General features: G+C 54.3%; 15 protein-coding genes. All 15 read right to left on the bottom strand.

Going from position 1 to position 18,363, the window contains the following annotated elements:
• Positions 1-484: 484 nt before the first annotated feature.
• The 15 genes from QW71_RS31150 to QW71_RS31080 all read right to left on the bottom strand — a co-directional run bounded on the left by QW71_RS31150 (position 485) and on the right by QW71_RS31080 (position 18,343).
• The gene (locus QW71_RS31150; protein ID WP_039308771.1) at positions 485-724 is read right to left on the bottom strand and encodes a DUF1450 domain-containing protein; all 240 of its coding nucleotides are present in this window, start codon (positions 722-724) and stop codon (positions 485-487) included.
• Positions 725-766: 42 nt separating this feature from the next.
• Positions 767-1,069, bottom strand: a complete 303-nt coding sequence (locus QW71_RS31145; protein WP_039308768.1) for an iron-sulfur cluster assembly accessory protein — start codon at positions 1,067-1,069, stop codon at positions 767-769.
• A 126-nt stretch (positions 1,070-1,195) separates the two neighbouring features.
• On the bottom strand, positions 1,196-1,447 hold the full coding sequence (locus tag QW71_RS31140) for a hypothetical protein (protein WP_039308765.1): 252 nt from the start codon (positions 1,445-1,447) through the stop codon (positions 1,196-1,198).
• A gap of 164 nt (positions 1,448-1,611) precedes the next feature.
• Entirely contained in the window at positions 1,612-3,732 is a 2,121-nt protein-coding gene (locus QW71_RS31135) for a family 16 glycoside hydrolase (protein ID WP_039308762.1), read from the bottom strand.
• 23 nt (positions 3,733-3,755) lie between these two features.
• Positions 3,756-5,108 (bottom strand): FAD-dependent oxidoreductase, encoded by a 1,353-nt coding sequence (locus tag QW71_RS31130; protein ID WP_039308759.1) that lies wholly within the window; start codon positions 5,106-5,108, stop codon positions 3,756-3,758.
• Between the two features lie 77 nt (positions 5,109-5,185).
• Positions 5,186-6,796 carry a helix-turn-helix domain-containing protein gene (locus tag QW71_RS31125; RefSeq protein WP_039308757.1) on the bottom strand — a complete coding sequence of 537 codons (1,611 nt, stop codon included), beginning with the start codon at positions 6,794-6,796 and terminating at the stop codon, positions 5,186-5,188.
• The gene (locus QW71_RS31120) at positions 6,777-8,522 is read right to left on the bottom strand and encodes a sensor histidine kinase (RefSeq protein ID WP_039308754.1); all 1,746 of its coding nucleotides are present in this window, start codon (positions 8,520-8,522) and stop codon (positions 6,777-6,779) included. Before QW71_RS31120 ends, QW71_RS31125 begins: the two co-directional genes overlap by 20 nt.
• A gap of 80 nt (positions 8,523-8,602) precedes the next feature.
• Entirely contained in the window at positions 8,603-9,970 is a 1,368-nt protein-coding gene (locus QW71_RS31115) for an ABC transporter substrate-binding protein (protein ID WP_039308752.1), read from the bottom strand.
• Positions 9,971-10,084: 114 nt separating this feature from the next.
• Positions 10,085-10,921, bottom strand: a complete 837-nt coding sequence (locus QW71_RS31110) for a carbohydrate ABC transporter permease (protein ID WP_039308750.1) — start codon at positions 10,919-10,921, stop codon at positions 10,085-10,087.
• A 25-nt stretch (positions 10,922-10,946) separates the two neighbouring features.
• The gene (locus QW71_RS31105) at positions 10,947-11,885 is read right to left on the bottom strand and encodes a carbohydrate ABC transporter permease (RefSeq protein WP_039308747.1); all 939 of its coding nucleotides are present in this window, start codon (positions 11,883-11,885) and stop codon (positions 10,947-10,949) included.
• Positions 11,882-13,264: an FAD-dependent oxidoreductase gene (locus QW71_RS31100; RefSeq protein ID WP_039308744.1), complete on the bottom strand. Its 1,383-nt coding sequence runs from the start codon at positions 13,262-13,264 to the stop codon at positions 11,882-11,884. The genes QW71_RS31105 and QW71_RS31100 overlap by 4 nt, the downstream gene beginning before the upstream one ends.
• A gap of 1,386 nt (positions 13,265-14,650) precedes the next feature.
• Positions 14,651-15,859 carry a M14 family metallopeptidase gene (locus QW71_RS31095; RefSeq protein WP_039308740.1) on the bottom strand — a complete coding sequence of 403 codons (1,209 nt, stop codon included), beginning with the start codon at positions 15,857-15,859 and terminating at the stop codon, positions 14,651-14,653.
• Between the two features lie 231 nt (positions 15,860-16,090).
• Positions 16,091-16,897 (bottom strand): glutamate racemase, encoded by an 807-nt coding sequence (racE, locus tag QW71_RS31090; RefSeq protein ID WP_039308737.1) that lies wholly within the window; start codon positions 16,895-16,897, stop codon positions 16,091-16,093.
• A gap of 223 nt (positions 16,898-17,120) precedes the next feature.
• The gene (locus QW71_RS31085; protein WP_083442808.1) at positions 17,121-17,579 is read right to left on the bottom strand and encodes a YtxH domain-containing protein; all 459 of its coding nucleotides are present in this window, start codon (positions 17,577-17,579) and stop codon (positions 17,121-17,123) included.
• A gap of 98 nt (positions 17,580-17,677) precedes the next feature.
• Positions 17,678-18,343 carry a metalloregulator ArsR/SmtB family transcription factor gene (locus tag QW71_RS31080; protein ID WP_039308735.1) on the bottom strand — a complete coding sequence of 222 codons (666 nt, stop codon included), beginning with the start codon at positions 18,341-18,343 and terminating at the stop codon, positions 17,678-17,680.
• Between the last annotated feature and the right edge of the window lie 20 nt (positions 18,344-18,363).

The raw sequence follows: 18,363 nt of genomic DNA, 5'->3' as shown, positions 1-18,363 counted from the left end.
TTTTGGCCAAGTCTTGCTATTCAGCCAACTGAATTATGAAATTGACTCCAAAATGCAAGATTATCATTGGAATGGCACCACTCGGACCCCGATTGTTGTACAAAATGCAGCATTTCTGCCTAATTGAGCTCTCACTAACTCAGATTGTTGTATTTAGTGCAAGATTTCCGAGTTTCGGACGTCTGCCCATTGCGATTGTTGTATTTCGTGCAAGATTTGTATCTCTATCGGCCACCTTTTACAGTACCTTCACCCCACACACGACATAATCCACAAAGTGACGCTTTAGCTCCGATGATTACTCAGATACCAGATACTTTTCAGGGAACTCAAAACATACAAGCTCAAACGCTCATATCTCAAACAAAACAACCCCCGCAAACTTTGCGGAGGCTGTATTTTTGTTCTATCACACTATCAAAACTATACTGTCTGACCTATTCTATCAGTCCTGTTCTATTAAACCTGTTCTACAAGACCTGATCTACTTCTTCACTGCCGGCTGTTTGACGAAAGCTTCCGCTTTGGCCAGCACCTCATCTTCTGTCGGAGCGCTGATGTAACGACCGTTGATATAAACAAACGGGCGTTTGCCACAAGGTCCGCAGTAGGAGATACAGCCTGTTTTGATCTCGGCGTCAGGCGCCATCTTCAGCAGCTTGGGCACGATGCTTTTCATTTTGATATGATTGCACTCGTCACATAATCTTATATCGTTAGCCATGAAGCAACCCTTCTTTATGTCCGTAAAATACGGGCGGATCAATTAGTGATCGCCATGATTTCCTTTAGACGGATTAGTAATAACGAAGCCTTCCTCAGGGAAGTAGAGATAATCAATCTTCACACCGTCCAGCAGCGGCTGGTTCGGATCAAGAATAACATCGATTTCTTTGTCGGTGGAGATGACTACGTCGTTCTCCTTAGGCGTGTCCAGATCCAGGCCGTAGTGGGCATGGTCACCGTGGGAATGCGTAATCGCTACGCGCAGTTTAAGCTCGCTGTTGCCTTCAAGCTCCATAGTTTTCTTTATCACTTTAGCCGCATTGCGGGTAATTTTGACGTTCATCCTATTCCATCTCCCGGGCATCTATAGTTTAAATACTCAATAATTCATTTTAAGGAATATAGGATGTAAAAGCAACCATATTGCTGAAATACATCAGATTGAGCAGTCAAAAGTGTCGTAAAACCGTCATCTTAGGCTCTTCAGCGCCGGGTATTTGCGGTCCATCCGCGAGACGAACCAGCCCATCAGCAGCATCGTTACCCCGATGTCATCAATTGGTATAAACGGCATGAAGTCGGGCAGCACCCAGTACAGCAGCGCCGGAATAGTGAACAGCAGCTTATCCCCCATAGTGACGTTCGGTGAAATGATATACTGCCAGGAGCTGCGGAATATATGAGACCATTGTTTGAGCGACAACAGTTTTCTGAATTTCATTGAGTAGTCCTCCCTGCTTCATTTGCTTATGTCATTAGAAAAGGGCACAGCCTCCAAGCACCTGTTGAAAGGATTGCGGCCATACCCTTTGCTGTTATCTTACGCAAATTTGCAGAGATCGTTTCATTTTTAACTAAAATTTGACCGGATCATCCCGCTAAACTTTATTCCGTAACCTTAACATCGTCGATCCGGGCGGTGCTGGAATGCATCCGGATGCCAATCTTCCCTCCGGCCGGCTGCGCCGCCGTATCGGTCCACTGGATCAGCTGGGTACCGCCGGCAAAAGCCGTAACCGTACTGCCGCTGACCATCACCTTCAGCTCCGTCCACTGGCCGGGCGTAACAGCAACATCGGCACTGCTTACCATCGTGAGTGTGCCGGCTGTTTTTTTGAACAGCTCCGCTTTGTCGCCTGAATCATTCAGTCTGAACATGTAATAATTCGAGGCATCCGCATACCGGAACAGCAGTCCAGCGTTGCCGAAGGCATTCAGCAGCTTAATTTTGGCCGAATATGTGTAGTTCCTCCAGGAGGCATCGCCGGTATACGCCAGCGCTTCCCCTGACGACGATGTCTGCGTCAAAGCTTTCGTACCGTCATCCGCTACGCTCCACGCCCCGCCTGAAGTCGTCCAGCCGCTGTAATTGTTATCCTCGAAATCATCCTGAAGCAGCGTAACCGGCGGTGTGATTGTACCCTGGAACTCGAATACACCGATATCCGGCACGCCGTTATACAGTGTGTTTCCGAAGTAATCGAGACCCCCGTTGCCTGCAACCACCGCCCCGGCATTGATCAGCGGAGAGGTCTGCACCAGCTTATAACCGTCTGCCGAAGCGAGTCCTGTGGCCGTGCCTGGACTGACGAAGCCGGGATTGCCGGTGATTTTGTTAGGATCGCTGGGAACACCCGAATTCAGCCCGTAGAAGCTGTTGTGATCATACGTCATTCTCGGACTGTTCGTGTATTGACCGCTGGCAGCATTATAAAAGATATTATTAGTGTAATAGGCCATTCCTGTATTGCTCGCATGGGTCAACGCCTTGTTCTGCGTTCCCGAACGGTAGATGATATTGTTGTAGACGTACAGATTGCCGCCGCCGTTCACCAGATGGAACACCCCGTTCGCATCCTTATCATTCTGGCTGATATTGTAGCGGAAGATATTATTATTCGTATTGTTCATGACCAGTAATGTGCCGCCCTCGTTGTTATAGCTATAGTTATACTGGTAGATGCTGTCGTGCACCTCAATGTCGAAGTCCCACGGCTGGCCGTCTCCGCCCAGCATCCGGGTATCGGAGGCCTCGTTATACTGGAAAATAGCACCTTTGGTATAATAAGCCCACTGCGCCGCAACGACAGTGATATCCTCAAGGTAATTGACGATGGATGTATTCACATCGGTGGCTTCTCCGATGGATTTCGTCTTGTTGTATTCGATCAGCGGCGAGGCGCTGGCTCTGACCAGGATGCCGTCCCGGTGGATTTTCTCCACCACATTGCCCCGGATCACCACATTGCTGAAAGCATCAAACTTATGAGTCCATGCACTATTGAAAAAAGCATCCGTCATCGTCTGAATCCCAGTATCCGCCACGTTGATGACTGTGTTATTCTCGATCAGAATATCATCCCAGGTGCTCTCCGGTGCGGTATTGGCTCCCCTGGCATGAACATTAATTCCGCCCGTTCTGCGGTCCGTGCCAAAGATATCGTGAATATCGAGATTGCGGATATAAATATGCCGGAAGTTCCCCGCTCCTGCTCCTTCCCCCACAACCAGCACGCCGTTTCTCCGCATATCCGTGGGCTGCTGTCCGCTTGTAATCTCCAGATTATTGATCTCCCAGTAGGAGACATTGCGCAATCGGACCCCGAAGCCTTCACCGCCCACGGCTGTGTTGCCGAAATGAATCAGCGGTTTGGCTCCGCTCCCGTAGCGGTCTACTGTGATCGGGTTCCCCTCAGAGCCTGAGCCCTGCAGATCAAGATACTGATCAGTCCACACGCTGCCTGCCTTCAAAAGAATCCGGTCCCCCGGGCTGAAGGTGATACTGTTCACTTTGCCCAGCGTCTTCCAGGCTGCCGCTTCACTGGTGCCGGAGCTATTGTCACTGCCCAGGGCAGAATCGACGTAATATGTGGTGCCTGCCGCCTCTGCAACTGGACCTGACAAGCCGGATAGGAGACTGAACAGTAAAAATACGATCATGCCCAGCATGGTGAGCCTGCCCGGCCTGTTTTTGCTTGAATTATGTTTCACATGGTTACTTGTCATTCTAATCACTCTCCCGCAATTAGTTATAACGCAGCCAATGCTTCGCCAAGCCAGGCCCCCTGCTGAACCAGCCCGCGCTGAAGCGCGGTGATATCTACCTTCCTGCTCTGGCTGTCCGTACCGGCAGCCATCGCTGCCGCCATTCCCGCCGCCTGCCCCATAGCGAAGCAGTTGGGCATCACGCGCAGCGAGCCCTGCACTACGCGGTCCGAGGAGGCTGCGCGTCCTGCCACCCACACATTATCGAGACCAACCGGCAGCATGCAGCGGTAGGGGACGCCGTGGGATTTACCGGGCGGCAGATGGTGAATATGCATTGCTCCGCTGCTGCGCGCCATATGGATATCGATGAAATAGCTGTTGCGGGCAATATCATCCGGGAAGGACACCATATTCATGAAATCATCCTGTGTCAGAACATAATCGCCCACAATCCGCCGCGTCTCGCGGATGCCGATCTGCTCTCCGGTGGACACGAGGTGGGCATGTTCAAAGCCGGGCACGTACGCCCGGAAGAATTCCAGCTGGCGGAGGACCAGCTTGCGGCCTTCCACGGCGCCCCGGGTCAAATCCTCCGCTCTGGAGCCATCGATGCCGAAGACATGGCCGAAGTTGACGCCGACCAGATAATCGGCAACCCAGGACAGGCCAGAGACCGAATCCCGGCCCTGCGGCAGCTTCCCGTCCGCTTGGGCCTGCTGCACCGCCCGATGAATCTGTTCGGTGTCACCGCTTTCATTCAGATACTTCAGGAAGCGCTTTCGGTCCACATTAGCCAGCAGGTAACACATCGTCGCCGCCTGAAGCTCACCTGCCTCCCCGCCTTTATGGAATGGTGCGCCCGCCAGGGCAGCCAGATCGGCATCGCCTGTCGCGTCGATTACCGTCTTCGCCTTGATGAGGCTCCGGCCGGATTTGTTGACGATTACGACACCTTCGATCTTGCGACCGTCTGCGTCCATCACAGTCTGGCTGGCAATGGTATGCAGCAGCACCCCGGCTCCGCTCTCTGCCACAGCATCATCGTATACACGCTTAAGCACCTCCGGATCGATGGGCACCCAGTCCAGCTCAGTGCCGAAGCGTTCCCGGAATTCCGGCTCACATTCCGCCTTCATCTGCTCCAGCAGCTGAAGTCCGATGCCGCGCACCACCGCCTTCTCCCCGTCACTGTAGGGACAGAAGGCCGGCACCAGGGCAACGGTGCCCATGCCGCCCAGGAAGCCGCGCTGCTCAATCAGCAGCGTCCGCGCTCCGCTTCTGGCGGCGGAAATCGCAGCCGCCACGCCCGCAGGCCCGCCGCCTGCAACCAGCACATCCACTTCATGCGAAACGGTGATTTCTTCCGCAGGTAATCTAAACGTAAATTCACTCATTACAATTCCTCCTTAATACAAGCCTATATAGATTGAAGCTGAATTGATTCCAATGGGGATGTTGTTTATTCCCTTGTCTAGTCCGCTCGTTCCTCACCCATGCCCTCTTCAGCCGGCCCGGCTTTGTATTCACTGGGATTTCTCCCGCTATATTTCTTGAACACTTTGGAGAAATACGCCCGGTCGGAGAAGCCCAGCGTGTAGGCTACATTCTCCACCGTTTCATGCGGGCGCGCCAGCATTGTGATGGCCATGTTCATTTTGTACTGATTGACGTAGTCGGTGAAATTGATGCCGGACAGCTTCTTGAAATAGCGGGAGAAGTAGCTGGCATTCAGATGCAGATGCTCCGCCATATCGGTCGAGGTCACCATCTGGTCCACATGCTCCTCCAGGAAGCGGTCCACCTCCTGCAGCCGGATATCCTTCTCCTGCGCCGCCACGGGTGCGAGCGTATGCTGTCTCCACAGATTCCGCAGCTCCCGCTTGGTCAGGCGGGCTGCCTCCTGGATATGAACCGTCTGCTCAAGCTGGGTGAAGAAGTCCTCCTCGGCAAGTCCTCCGGCTTCAAAGGCCATCTGGCGCACAAAATTGCCGCAAACCTCCTTCACCAGCCGGGGCAGCAGCCTATCCGCGGTGACCTGCTGCGTCCATTGGTTGACTGCCAGATCAATCCAGGCGGCATGCCCCTCCTCCAGCGCCAGCGACAGCATCCCGCGTTCCTTATCTCCGCGCCATTCGGCGGTCTGCCCAAAATCCGCCTGTTCTTCGAGGGCGGCAATAGGCGTAACCGCATGATAGAAGTTGTGATCGCGGCTGTCCATAAGCGTCTTATACAGCGAGTCGAAGTTCCGTATAGACACGGAAACCCCTGAATAGAACCCCCGCAGGGTAATCTTCAGGTACTGCTCCACCTTCTCCAGCACGGATTGCATGAAATCAGTCAGCCCCGTCCCCGGGCTGCCGGGGTCAGCTACATTCCAGACCAGATAAATGTCAGCGTCCCTGCTCATAATCGGTGTAATGGAAGCTTCTCCGGCGGACAGCTCCAGCGCTATATTGTTCACGGCAAAATGAATCAGCGGAATATCCTTGTACCGGTAACGCTCGGTTACAGAGGCGGCATCCATATGGATAAACCCGTGGCGCAAATAAGGATGCTTCCAGGAGATCCCGAGGCGCTGTCCGAATTCCAGCGTATTCTCCTGGTCTGCCGCACCGGACAGCAGCTGTTTCAGGAAGCTCTGCTTCAGCACTTCCTTATTGCGCTCAATCGCCTGGCGGAAGGAATAACGCTCCAGCAGCTCTTCGCGGCTCTTGAAACGGCTCATCGCTTTGCTTAAACTGCTCTTCAGCTGTTCCGGCGATAATTCATCCTTAATGAGATAATCATCCGCCTCCAGCTGGATGGCCCGCTTCGAGTAATGGAAATCCTCATAGCAGGTCAGGAAGATCAGGCGCACCTCCGGCTTCGTAATACGGAAGGCGTCCGCCAGCTCCAGCCCGTCCATGCCCGGCAGGCCGATGTCGATAATGACGACATCCGGCAAAGCCGCATGGAACTGCTCCAGCGCATCCTCACTGCTGAAGGCCGAAGCCACCAGCTGCAGCTCCAGTCCCAGTGACCCGAGCAGATATTCTACATATTCGAGCATCGGGACATCATCATCAATCAGCATCAGGGTCATCAAGGGGGACCGCCTCCTTCTCACTGGTTACGGGGATATATAGGGTAAAAGTCATGCCTTCCTCTGTTCCTGCCTGCGCACTCAGCCGCGCGCGGTATCCGTACAGCACCTGCAGCCGGCGTGCCGTGTTCACGAGTCCGACCCCTTTTTCCGGCCAGAGTGCCGTGTCTTCATTACCTTGCAGCCGCCGGTTCAGGCGCTGGAGCTTATCCTCCGGCATCCCCCGTCCATTATCGCTGATGCTGATCTTCAGCATATCGTCTTCAAACGCTGCCTCGAGCAAGATCGCCGGCTTCGCCGGACGCGCAGAGAAGCCGTGGCTGATGGCATTCTCGACAATAGGCTGCAGCAGCAGCCTTGGCAGCATAACCTCGCCTACCTTCTCGTCCAGCACGCATTCAAAAGCGATATCCAGCCGGTTACGGATCTGCATCACCTGCACATAGCTGCCCAGCACCTTGCACTCCTCCGCCAGCTCCAGCGGCTTATCTACATGAACGTATACGCGCAGCAGCTTCATCAGCGCATCGATCATCGCACCATGGGACTGGTCCCCGGAGAGCAGCAGATCCACCTTGATGGAGTTGAGCGTATTCAGCAGAAAATGGGGCCGGATCTGCGCCGCCAATGCCTGAAGCTCCAGCAGCCGTTTCTCCTCCTGCTCACTCTCGACCTGCTGCAGCAGCTGATTCATATCATCCAGCATCTGGTTGAAGGCTGCGGACAGCACTGCCACTTCATCCTTGCCCCGGACCGGAATCCGCACAGCGCGGTTGCCGCCGACATACTGCTTGACGCTTGCCCGCAGCAGACTGATCGGCTTATTGATATATCCGGCCCACAGCATGGAGAGGATCAGAAACGCCAGAAAGAACAGTCCGACTATCGATATCGAGACCAGAAACTCGCGGTTGATATGGCTGTCGATGGAGCTGCGCGGCGTCTTGCTGGTGAGCAGCCAGCCCACTTTTGGAATACGGACCTCACTGACCAGCATTTGACTCTCCTTCGGGGTATCCGCTCCGCCCGTGACCGCGATACTTCTGCCCAGCCCGTCAGCCAGGGAGAGAATGTTGGCGCTATTGCCCGTATCCAGCAGGTTATGAAAATAATGGCTCGGAATGCCCACATACAGCGTCGCCAGCTTCTCCTGATTCAGCGGATCGGTAATGAAGCGTACAGCGTAATAATAATCCGGTGCAGAGGGGTCGCCGCCGTAGGGAAACCATTGCAGTGAGATCTTCTCCTGCTCATTCAGCTTGCTGCTCTCCTGCTGAAGCTGCTCCGGCAGGCCCGAAAAGACGGGAATATTCTGGTTGCCGATCAGAATCCGGTTCTCCCGGTTGACCAGCATAATCTGCAGATCGGCATCCAGCGACTGCACGGATAATATATTGGCCGTAGTCTTGAGTTTATTGTAGTGGGTATACACTCCGTAGTTGCCGAAGTTCCCGGTGTTTTTTAAATAGCGCAGACTTTCCAGCACGGCCGGATCATATGCCTCAGAGAAATAGACCGAGACAAACGAGATGCTGTCTACTGTTTTTTCGATTTGACTCCCGATAACCTTCAGCGTCTCCTCGCCTGCACGCGAGATTTTATCACTCACATTCTCTCTCACGGAGGTGTACGACCAGAAGGTAACGACAATAAAAGGCAGCAGGATCAGGATCAGGAACGTGAACTGCAGTCTGCGATGGAAAGAAAAACGGCTTAACCATTTCATAATGTATCCACCTTGTACTGTAATGTAAATTCAACGTCCCTATTATAATCCATAATCGCTGCCGCCTTTAGCTTAATTCATTATTTCTGGTTGGCCTGAACCACTTTCTCCACTTCGGCTGTCATTTCAGTCTTGACCTCATCGAAACTGCGGTTATCCAGGATAAAGCTGGCGAAGCCATTCTCCACAATCGCTTTCAGCTCACTGCCATAAGGCACACTGAAGGTGTCAGGCATTTGAATATTGGGATCAAACAGTGTCTTGGACAGCGATGCGGTATCGATTAAATCTGTATTTTCTCCAAAGAAGCCGTTGATTAATTCCGTTCCGTCTACACCCTTGAAGGCTGGAATTTCTTTCGTGAATTTATAGGATTCCTTGGACATCCAGCGGATGAAATCATAGGAGGCTTCCTTGTTCTCCGATTTCGCGCCCATGGCGAGGCCGCCGCCGGAAATATTCGTCATACCGATCTCTTCCGTATCCACAGAGCGCGGCAGCGGAGCGTACATCGTCTGGAACTCATGCGGGAATTTCTCCAGATTCAGCGCCGCCCGGACAGCATAGCTTGGTACAGCGAGCATACTGGCATTTCCGGCAAAAAACTGCTGTAGCACATGATAGTTCGAAGCAAGCACATCGGCATACGGTTCAACACTCTTATCTTCCTTCTCCATAGTGCGGCGGAGATTGAAGAAGTACTCGAAGGACGGATCATCGAAAATCGGCTTCAGATCTGCGCTCAGCTGCGGATGCGGCTTCTCGGTGTAAGCGATGATGTTCGGATACTCACCCCAAGTGTGGAAGTAGGTTCCGTAGTGTTCAGGTGTCGTCAGCTTCTTGGCATAGTCGCGGAAGTCATCCCACGTCCAGCCCATCTCAGGCAGGGACAGGCCGGCTGCTTCCAGATGATCCTTGTTAAAGACCGTCAGCCACTGGGTGGAGCTCGGCAGAATGCCGTATACCTTGTCATCCAGCTTCAGCAGCTTGGAATATTCATCCTCCGGTGTAATACTCTCCTGCTCAAAGAAAGAGTTAAGCGGTTCCACAACACCGCGTGAAGCACGCTCCAGCAGTTCATCCTCATTACCGGTCATGAATACATCGACCACTTCTCCGCCGGCTACGAGAATATCCAGCTTCTTCATGAAATCAGTACTGTCGCTGTTCTGAACCAGTGATTCATATTCGACTTCCACTTTATCCTGGGATTCGTTATACGCCTGAACGGCCTGGTAAATCGGTTCTTCCGGCTTATCGGCCTTGAACGTGTAGAATTTGATCTTCGCCTTGCCTGCGGGCTGGTCTGTACTGCTGCTTCCGGCAGCCGGATCAGCCGAAGCCGGCGCATCGGTGGCGGCCGAATTACTGCTGTTGCCGTTCCCGCCGCATGCGGTAACGGAGAGCATAAGAATCATACTTGCTAATACTAAAGATAGTTTTTTCAAAGCAATTCCCCCTTGATTTGTTGTCTGCAGGCTCATTATACAATCTAAGGCCCGCGCGCGTACACTTTTTTGACCTTCCGGTCCGGGCAGGGATAGCTGCCCGGAGATATTACTTTAACCTTTGACTCCGCCGATGGCAATGCCGTCAATGACTTGCTTTTGCAGGGCCAGGAACAAGATAAGCAGCGGCAGAATCGCAGCTACGGAAGCCATCATCATGACGGAGATTTGTGTACCGAACTCTTCCTTGAAGAATTGCATCCCCAGCGGAATGGTATACAGCTTGGTCGAATTCAGCATAATCAGCGGGCCCTGGTAATCATTCCACGTCCAGATGAACTTGATAATCCCTACCGTAGCCAGGATCGGCCGGCTTAGCGGCAGCACAACACTCCAGAAGATGCGGAAGAATCCGGCACCGTCGAGCTCGGCAGCTTCCAGCATATCATTATGAATGCCGATCATGAACTGGCGCAGCAGGAAGGTGAAGTAACTCGAGAACATCCCCATCAGGATGAGCGCTGCATGCGAATCGTAGAGTCCCAGCTCCTTGATCATAATATAGCGCGGAACGAGTGTCGCCTGCTCCGGGATCATCATGAAAGCCAGCATCAGGGTGAAGATCAGGGTTCTGCCCTTGAAATCAAGCTTGCCGAGCGCGTAACCTGCCATGGCCGATATCACAATTGTAGCAATTGTGGATATCAGGGCGATTTTAATCGAATTCATATAAAATAGTCCAAACGCGACGTCGCCCATCCATACCGCCTTAAAGTTGGCGATCAGGTTCCAGTCCGTGGGAATCCACTGAATCGGGAAGGTCCAGACCTCCTTCTCCGTCTTGGAGGCTGCGGACAGCATCCAGACCAGCGGCATCAGAAAGAATACCGAGAGCAGGGCGAACAGGGCGGTAAAGATCAGATTGCCGGTCTTAAATTTTCTCATTGTCATTGCCTTTAGTTCCTTTCGCCGTAGACTAATAATGGATTTTGCGGTTCTGTGTCATCCAGGTAATCGACGTAACCAGCATAATGATGAGGAACAGCACCCAGGACATTGCCGAGGCGTAGCCCATTTTGAAGCGCTCGAACCCTTCCTCATAAATCTGGTACACGATGACCGTACTGGAATAGTTGGGACCGCCGTCCGTCAGGAACTTGATCATATCGAAGATTTTGAAGGACGAAATCGTACTGGTGATCGCCAGGAAAAAAGTAGTCGGGCCCAGCAGCGGCAGCGTAATCCGCCGGAACTGTCCGATCCCGCTCGCACCGTCAATCGTTGCGGCTTCATACAGCTCTTCCGGAATATTCGTCATGCCGGCCAGGAAGATGATGATCTGATAGCCCAGCAGCTGCCAGACGTAAATAATCATAATGGCGATCAGCGAGAAGCTGGTATCGACCAGCCAGCGCGGCGGTTCGGACAAACCGATCTGCATCAGAATCTGGTTGATCGGCCCTTTGGACGGGTGATATAGCGCCTGCCAGACGGCGGCAATCGCGACGGTTGAACAAATGTAGGGCACGAAGAAGGCTACCTTGAAAAAGGTTTTGGCATACAGCTTCTTATGGATCAGCGCCGAGAGGACCACCCCCAGCAGCATCGTGACCGGCACCGTGCCGATCGTAAACAGCACGTTATTCTTCAGTGCCAGCAGGAAGCGGTTGTCTCTAAACAATTCGACGAAGTTGTCCAGCCCCACAAAGTGAATGGCGGACAAGCCTCCGACCAGATTCCACTCCGTTAAGCTGAGGAAAAGGCTGAACAGCAGCGGGAACACGGCGATCACCAGCATACCGATCACTTCAGGAGCGATAAAGAGCCACCCCGCCAGCTGCTCCCTTCTTTTGCGTGTCCAGTAAGTTTTGGGTTGTGCCCCGGTTGTCTTACGGGTAACAGCAGATTCACTCATTGCATTCTCTCCCCTGCAGTTTCAGCTTGGTTGTCCGGCAGATAGCCGCCTTCTTCCCGCAGGCGGCCGCGCAGACGGGCGATATCAACGGCATGTACGTCGCCGCCGGTCTGAGCGGCAGCCACAGCCAGTGCTGCCGCGAGTCCGGCTGCTTCGCCCATCGCCAGGCAGACCGGCATCACCCGGACACTGCCGAGCACCCTGCGGTCGCAGGAGATCGAACGGCCGGCGACCAGTACATTGCGCAGTCCGCGCGGCGTAAGGCAGCGGTACGGAATGCCGTGCGATTCGCCCGGACCGTAGAGCGTGATCGCTTGGCTGGACCCGGCGCCGCTCTGCTGCTCCTTCTGTGTGCCGTGCACATCAATGAAGTAGCTGTTGCGGCAGATCTCATCGTCGAAGCTTCTTCGTGAGATGTAGTCCTCCGCCGTCAGGACATAATCGCCGGTAATCCGCCGGGACTCCCGCGTTCCGATCAGCGTGCCCGTGCTCATGACCACCGCATTGCCGAAGGCCGCGGGATGGACAGCGGCGAGCATGTCCCGGTAGGCAGCCGCCATCTTGCGTCCTTCAACCAGCGCCCCGGATACGGAGAAGGAATTCGTGTTATCGACTCCCCAGAGATGCCCGGCGTTGAAGCCAACGGCACGCGGAGCCACCATGTTGTTGCACAGATGGGTGTCCGGAATTGCCGGGTATTCCCCTGACCGGACCACTTCATGGATCGGGCTGTGCGGGTTCTCCGCATGCAGCTTCGGCCCGTTCAAATACGCGTAATCATCCACGTTGCCAAGGATGAAGCAATGCGTTGCCGGCTGAAGCTCGCCGGTCTCTTCGTCCCCCATCTGGTACTCGGCGCCTGCCCATGCGGCGACATCGCCATCTCCTGTGCAATCGACATACACAGCTGCGCGGAAGGCTTGCAGGCCGCCTTTGTTCAGGAGGAGTAGTGTTGTGATATTGCCTTCATCATCTCGTTCCACATCCGCAAGCGCGGTCAGGAACAGGATATGCGCTCCCGACTCCGTTACGAGATCGTCATAGACACGCTTAAGCTTCTCCGGTTCGATCGGCACCCAGTCCATCGCATCCTCCCGGACATGCGGCATTTGCGCCTTTAAGGTATTGAATACCTTGGCCGCGAGACCACGGTAGACCATCTTCTCTTTATCCGAGAATGGGCACCAGGCCGGCACCAGGCCGGAGGTTCCCATTCCGCCCAGACTGCCGGTCGCCTCGACCAGCAACGTCCGCGCCCCTTCTCTTGCCGCCGCAGCTGCGGCAGTGCAGCCCGCAGGTCCGCCTCCGACTACAATGACATCGTAGGAGGAATTGAGCGGGATCTGTTTACTTTTCAGCGTATACGTATCGTTCTCCATGTGGCCCTCACTTTCCCGGCGGCCGGCCTCTTTCCGTGGAGCCGTCCGCCACTCTTCTATACGCTAATTTTATCAAGAGACAAGCGGGATCTGTTTACTTTTCAGCGTATACGTATCGTTCTCCATGTGGCCCTCACTTTCCCGGCGGCCGGCCTCTTTCCGTGGAGCCGTCCGCCACTCTTCTATACGCTAATTTTATCAAGAGACATTTGCGAGTACGGTATAGCTTTCATACGCCTTGATGTGCATTATTTTGACTATAAAATGCCTGGGCGGGAGACTCATGGGGTTGGGGTTGGGGTTGGGGTTGGGGTGGAGCTGGTGTTCGAGTTGGTGTAGGCCGTTGGAGTAACGTTAGCACTTTGTGTGGGGGTGGGGGTATGTGGAGGAATGGACGTATGTATGCTCTTCGAGCGTGCATTGTCTTTGCGTATACTAGCTGAACCTCAGCCCGGCTCAGCTAGTGATGAGGACTGAGATTCCGCTAAATGATGGAATCAGGCGAAATCGCCTGTCAAACGGACTCAGATTCCGTTAAGTGTCAGAATATCCCCCATCTTGAGCCCGAATGAACAAATTAACGGAATCTCAGTCCGCTTCAGCCCCATTATTAGGTTTTTTCGTGAAATAAGCGCTTTTCAGTCCGCGTCTCTCCATTAGAGCGCCCGATCCTGCATCACCAGTAACCAATTTTGGCAAGCCACTAACCAAGCGGCTGTCTCTGGAAAAATTAGTCTAACTCATTCGTCCGTCTAACCCACTTCCGGCGGAATCAGGGGCATTTCTGCCCCTCATTGCCCCATCCAGCCCACTTCCGGCGGAATCAGGGGCATTTCTGCTCCTCATTTACTGCGGAATCAGGGGCATTTCTGCTCCTCGTTTACTCATCCAGCCCACTTCCGGCGGAATCAGGGGCATTTCTGCCCCTCATTTACCTCACCCAGCCCACTCCAGGCGGAATCAGGGGCATTTCTGCTCCTCATTTACTCTCCCAGCCCACTTCCGGCGGAATCAGGGGCATTTCTGCCCCTCATTTACTCTCCCAGCCCACTCCAGGCGGAATCAGGGGCATTTCTGCTCCTCATTTACTCTCCCAGCCCACTTCCAGCAGAATCAGGGGCGTTTCTGCTCCTCATTTCCCCCTACTCCCCAGCAAATACAAAAAGAAACCGCCCCTTAAGCGTCGGGGGGGGCAGCCCGCCCGCTCTTTAAGGAACGATTTCTTTGTGCGCTTATTATTGCGCCTATTAATCGGGTCCATGGACCAGATTTGTCTCCAACCGGCAATACAATAAAAAAGGATACAGCCGCGAAGGATCGATAGGGAGGATTGCGGCCGTGCCCTTTGCTGCTATCTTACGCAAATTTGCAGACATTGTTTCATTATTATTTCAAATTTGAGAGTATCGCCCCGAGTATGAGTCCGGTCTCCAGGGCCATATCCTCAAAATCAGCCGCAGGCAGCGGATTCTTGCCTATGCCCAGCTCTACCGTGAATCCCGGCTTGCGGAAGCGCTGGATGAACCAGTCCTTGTATCCGGCATCGCTGCCGGTCAGCTCGACGGCCCGGTAGCCGCTCACCGCCGCAAGCCCCGCTGCCCACCGCTTACTCTCCGGCGGCTCGTAGCCCCGGTAGTTCCAGTAAATCTCTGCACCCTGGCTGTGCAGGGATACGGCAGCATCGCCGGGAATCCGCTCGGCCAGAGCCGCCAGCGCCGCTGCCTCCGGCTCACAGAGCGGCGCATGCCCGCCGTAATCCCGCGGAGCCGGACCGGGAACCTGCCGCCGGTCGCGTTCCTCTTCCCAGTGGGCGGGGAACTGATCGCCAAGATCCACGCCGCGGATGTTGGCCTTCCAGTGGCGGAAGCTGCGCCTGCCGCTGTTCCATTTCATCAGCGCATCGTAATAAGGATGGTCCGGCAGCGCGCCTTCCTGCACCAGCTCGACGCCATCGGGATTCGCCATCGGCACCGCCCATAGCGTCCAGTCCCGGTGCCAGTCCGCCGGCTGATGGCCATGCCACGCGCTGCCTGAAGCAAAAGCTGCCGCGTATTCTTCAATGAAGCGCATCAGCGAAGGCGCGGTCAGCCATTCATTGGCATGCAGCGCGCCATTCACATGCAGATGCCGTGCGCCGCTGCCGATCCGCAGCAGAGTGATTGGCTTGCCGAGCACGCTGGTGCCGATGGCTTCAGTGCTGACAAAAGGATATTTGCCCGCCAGCCTGGCGGTATCCGCCTCCAGGTCAGCCGGTCCGTATTCACCGCGCAGATAGACTTCCTCACGGCGGGCTGCGGCCGGAATCACAAGCACCTTGCCCGGCAGGCATATGCGCCCCGAGCTTACTCCCGGATTCAGCATTTCCAGTTCGTCTATTCCCACACCGAACAGGGAAGCGATGCTGTGTGCATCGTCCCCTTCCTGCACCGCATAACGCTTACGCGGAGCAGACGGCAGGAACAGCACCTGCCCCGGATATAAATAAGGCTGGCTTCCAGCCCATGGATTCCCTTGAATGACATGCTCCGGTGTCAGTCCGTGTCTTGCGGCTATACGGCTTACGGTATCTCCCCTGCGGGCAATATATTGCTGCATATGTCTCATCCTCCCGGCCCTCTTGAGCCGCCGTCCCCTCCAGCCTGTCCGGATATCTCCGCGAATACAGGCGGGACACAGCCCTAGCCTAGTATATGAGCAGCAGCTCCATGTCATGAAAGATTTGAACATACAAAAAAAGCCGGGAATCCCGCTCCCGGCTTGTAACATCCGCCCCCGTGATGCCTGGGGGTTTGTCCCTATTCAATTCACCACAGAGAGCATCCCAGCCTACATCGAGGATACCTGCCATACTACAGGGGTACGGCTAATCTGCTCGCCAAGCCAGTCCCGGGCGATCCGCTGGAACATCTCAGCATCGCCGCTGCAGAAGAATTGGTGAATCGGGCTTTCATCCCCGCGCGCCAGCTGGCCTTTGTCATACAGAATGGTGCTGATCTCCCGCGCAGTCTCGTCTGCCGAGCTGATCAGCTTGACTCCCGGCCCCATCACTTTACCAATCGGCTCGACCAGGAACGGATAATGGGTACAGCCCAGAATCAGAGTATCAATCGGCTCGTATTTGATGCCGTTCAGCGACTCTGCTACGGCAAGGTGACTCTCCTCCGAGCGGAATAATCCCTGTTCTACAAAGGGGACAAGCGCCGGGCAGGCCTGGCTGACCACCTGGACGAACGGTGACAGCTGCTTCAGCGCCGCCGTATATGCACCGCTTTTGATCGTACCGATGGTACCGATGACGCCGACCTGGCCATTCTTGGATGCGCTGATGGCTGCGCGGGCACCGGGGTGAATGACTCCGATCACAGGAATGGCTACCTTGGCGGAGATATAATCAAGAGCTGCCGCTGTTGCTGTATTGCAGGCAATAACAATCATTTTAGGATTAAATTGAATTAAGTAGTCCACGATTTGTTCAGTGAACAATTTCACTTCCTCAGTCGAACGGGGTCCGTATGGAGCTCTCGCCGTATCGCCGAAATAGATGATTTTCTCCCTGGGGAGCTGTCGCATCACTTCCTTGACAACGGTCAATCCTCCCACACCTGAGTCTAATATAGCTATAGCTTGCTGCACGAACACACCGCATCCTTTAACTTGTTTTGTGTAGCTTATGTAAGGCCGGAATAAAGTGTACCAGGATTTCAGCCCCAATTGCAGATAATACCCCATTTGCAGGCTTAGTTCAAGTAAGGAACAATCAGGGAGCAGTCCCGGACCGGGGCAAGACCTGGACAGGAACGGCAAAAGCCGCCTCCCGCCTGTCTGCGGAAAGCGGCTCCTCTATTGTTTGGTCAGCTTAAGAAAGTTCGCCTTCGCTTTTGCCGTCAACAGCATCTTCAACTGCAGCAGTACCGGTGTCTGATTCAGCTTCAATCTCAGCTTCAACGGCTTCCTCTTCCAGCGCAGCTTCCACAGCTTCAGCCGCTTCTGAGTCTTCCACAGCATCCTCAGCAATTCCGCTTACGGTGGCCGTCTTAGCTTCTTCAACTGCATCCGTGGCGGCTTTACTCCATTCTTTGACTTCACTGACGACTGATACTACAACTTCTTTAGCCTTGCCATAGATCTCTGTAGTCTTCTCACTGGCCTGACCGGCGATTTCCTGGACCTTATCGACCGCTTCAGTCGTTCCTTCGGCAATATCCTTGCGGAGCTCCTTACCTGGTTTAGGAGCGAACAGCAATGCTGTCACGGTTCCGACCACACTGCCGGCAAGCACACCCCAGAGCAAGCTTTTGGTATCCTTTTTCATCATCAATCTCTCCTTTGGATTCAAAGTGCCTCTGCCCGGCCGCCCGGGCGATCGCCTAGTTCTGGTATATCATAAGCATAGAGAGTTTGTCCTGTGACTGATCATTTGGAGTTTTCCGAAGTTTTCTCCTTTTTGCTTGGAGTGATTGCATAACGGCAGCATTGGCCGCCTTCCGCCATACATTCACTGCGGGTTACCTTCGCATCAAGCAATTCCTCGAACAAATGCTGCTCGCACTGGCAGGCCTTGCGGTACTGGGTAGCGACCTGACGGATCGGACAGTTATATTCCCGCATCACATACGAACCGTCCTCTTCCTTGCTCCATTCCGCCATATACCCTCCGGCATTCTGAATCGCTGACAGCTCAGCAACACGCTGCTCGAGATCGCGGTTCTGCATCATAGGGGTGTACTGGGCAAGCATACGCCGCCTGCGGCCTTCAAAAAGCACATTAACCGCGTCCAGCCCGCTCCCGTGATCCAGCTCCCGCAGCAGCTCCAGTGCCAGATTGTGATAGCTTTTGGGAAAATGATCTTCCGCCCGCTCGGTAAGTGAGTATACATGCATAGGACGTCCCATGGCCTGGCGCACCACCTTGGTCTTGGCAAGCGACTCCTGCTCCAGTTGAAGCACATGGCGGCGGACGCCCATTTCGGTAATGCCCAATTCTTCCGCCAGAGCGCCGATTGTCAGCGGCCCTTTCATCTTCAGCAGCGTCATAATCATCCGCCTTGTCGAACCGCTTTCCTGACCCTTCTTCGCCATAAAGGACCTCCTTTCTGTCT

This window comes from Paenibacillus sp. IHB B 3415, from assembly GCF_000802655.2.
In the GTDB taxonomy this organism is placed as follows: Bacteria; Bacillota; Bacilli; order Paenibacillales; family Paenibacillaceae; genus Paenibacillus_AQ; species Paenibacillus_AQ phytohabitans.
This window is presented reverse-complemented; position numbering and strand designations above follow the sequence as displayed.

Bases quoted from the DNA above. Each gene is read 5' to 3' on its own strand.
- QW71_RS31105 (WP_039308747.1), bottom strand. From the start codon at position 11,885: ATGAGTGAATCTGCTGTTACCCGTAAGACAACCGGGGCACAACCCAAA.
- QW71_RS31150 (WP_039308771.1), bottom strand. From the start codon at position 724: ATGGCTAACGATATAAGATTATGTGACGAGTGCAATCATATCAAAATG.
- QW71_RS31120 (WP_039308754.1), bottom strand. From the start codon at position 8,522: ATGAAATGGTTAAGCCGTTTTTCTTTCCATCGCAGACTGCAGTTCACG.
- QW71_RS31080 (WP_039308735.1), bottom strand. From the start codon at position 18,343: ATGGCGAAGAAGGGTCAGGAAAGCGGTTCGACAAGGCGGATGATTATG.
- QW71_RS31145 (WP_039308768.1), bottom strand. From the start codon at position 1,069: ATGAACGTCAAAATTACCCGCAATGCGGCTAAAGTGATAAAGAAAACT.
- QW71_RS31135 (WP_039308762.1), bottom strand. From the start codon at position 3,732: ATGACAAGTAACCATGTGAAACATAATTCAAGCAAAAACAGGCCGGGC.
- QW71_RS31085 (WP_083442808.1), bottom strand. From the start codon at position 17,579: ATGATGAAAAAGGATACCAAAAGCTTGCTCTGGGGTGTGCTTGCCGGC.
- QW71_RS31110 (WP_039308750.1), bottom strand. From the start codon at position 10,921: ATGACAATGAGAAAATTTAAGACCGGCAATCTGATCTTTACCGCCCTG.
- QW71_RS31140 (WP_039308765.1), bottom strand. From the start codon at position 1,447: ATGAAATTCAGAAAACTGTTGTCGCTCAAACAATGGTCTCATATATTC.
- QW71_RS31125 (WP_039308757.1), bottom strand. From the start codon at position 6,796: ATGACCCTGATGCTGATTGATGATGATGTCCCGATGCTCGAATATGTA.
- QW71_RS31130 (WP_039308759.1), bottom strand. From the start codon at position 5,108: ATGAGTGAATTTACGTTTAGATTACCTGCGGAAGAAATCACCGTTTCG.
- QW71_RS31095 (WP_039308740.1), bottom strand. From the start codon at position 15,859: ATGCAGCAATATATTGCCCGCAGGGGAGATACCGTAAGCCGTATAGCC.
- QW71_RS31100 (WP_039308744.1), bottom strand. From the start codon at position 13,264: ATGGAGAACGATACGTATACGCTGAAAAGTAAACAGATCCCGCTCAAT.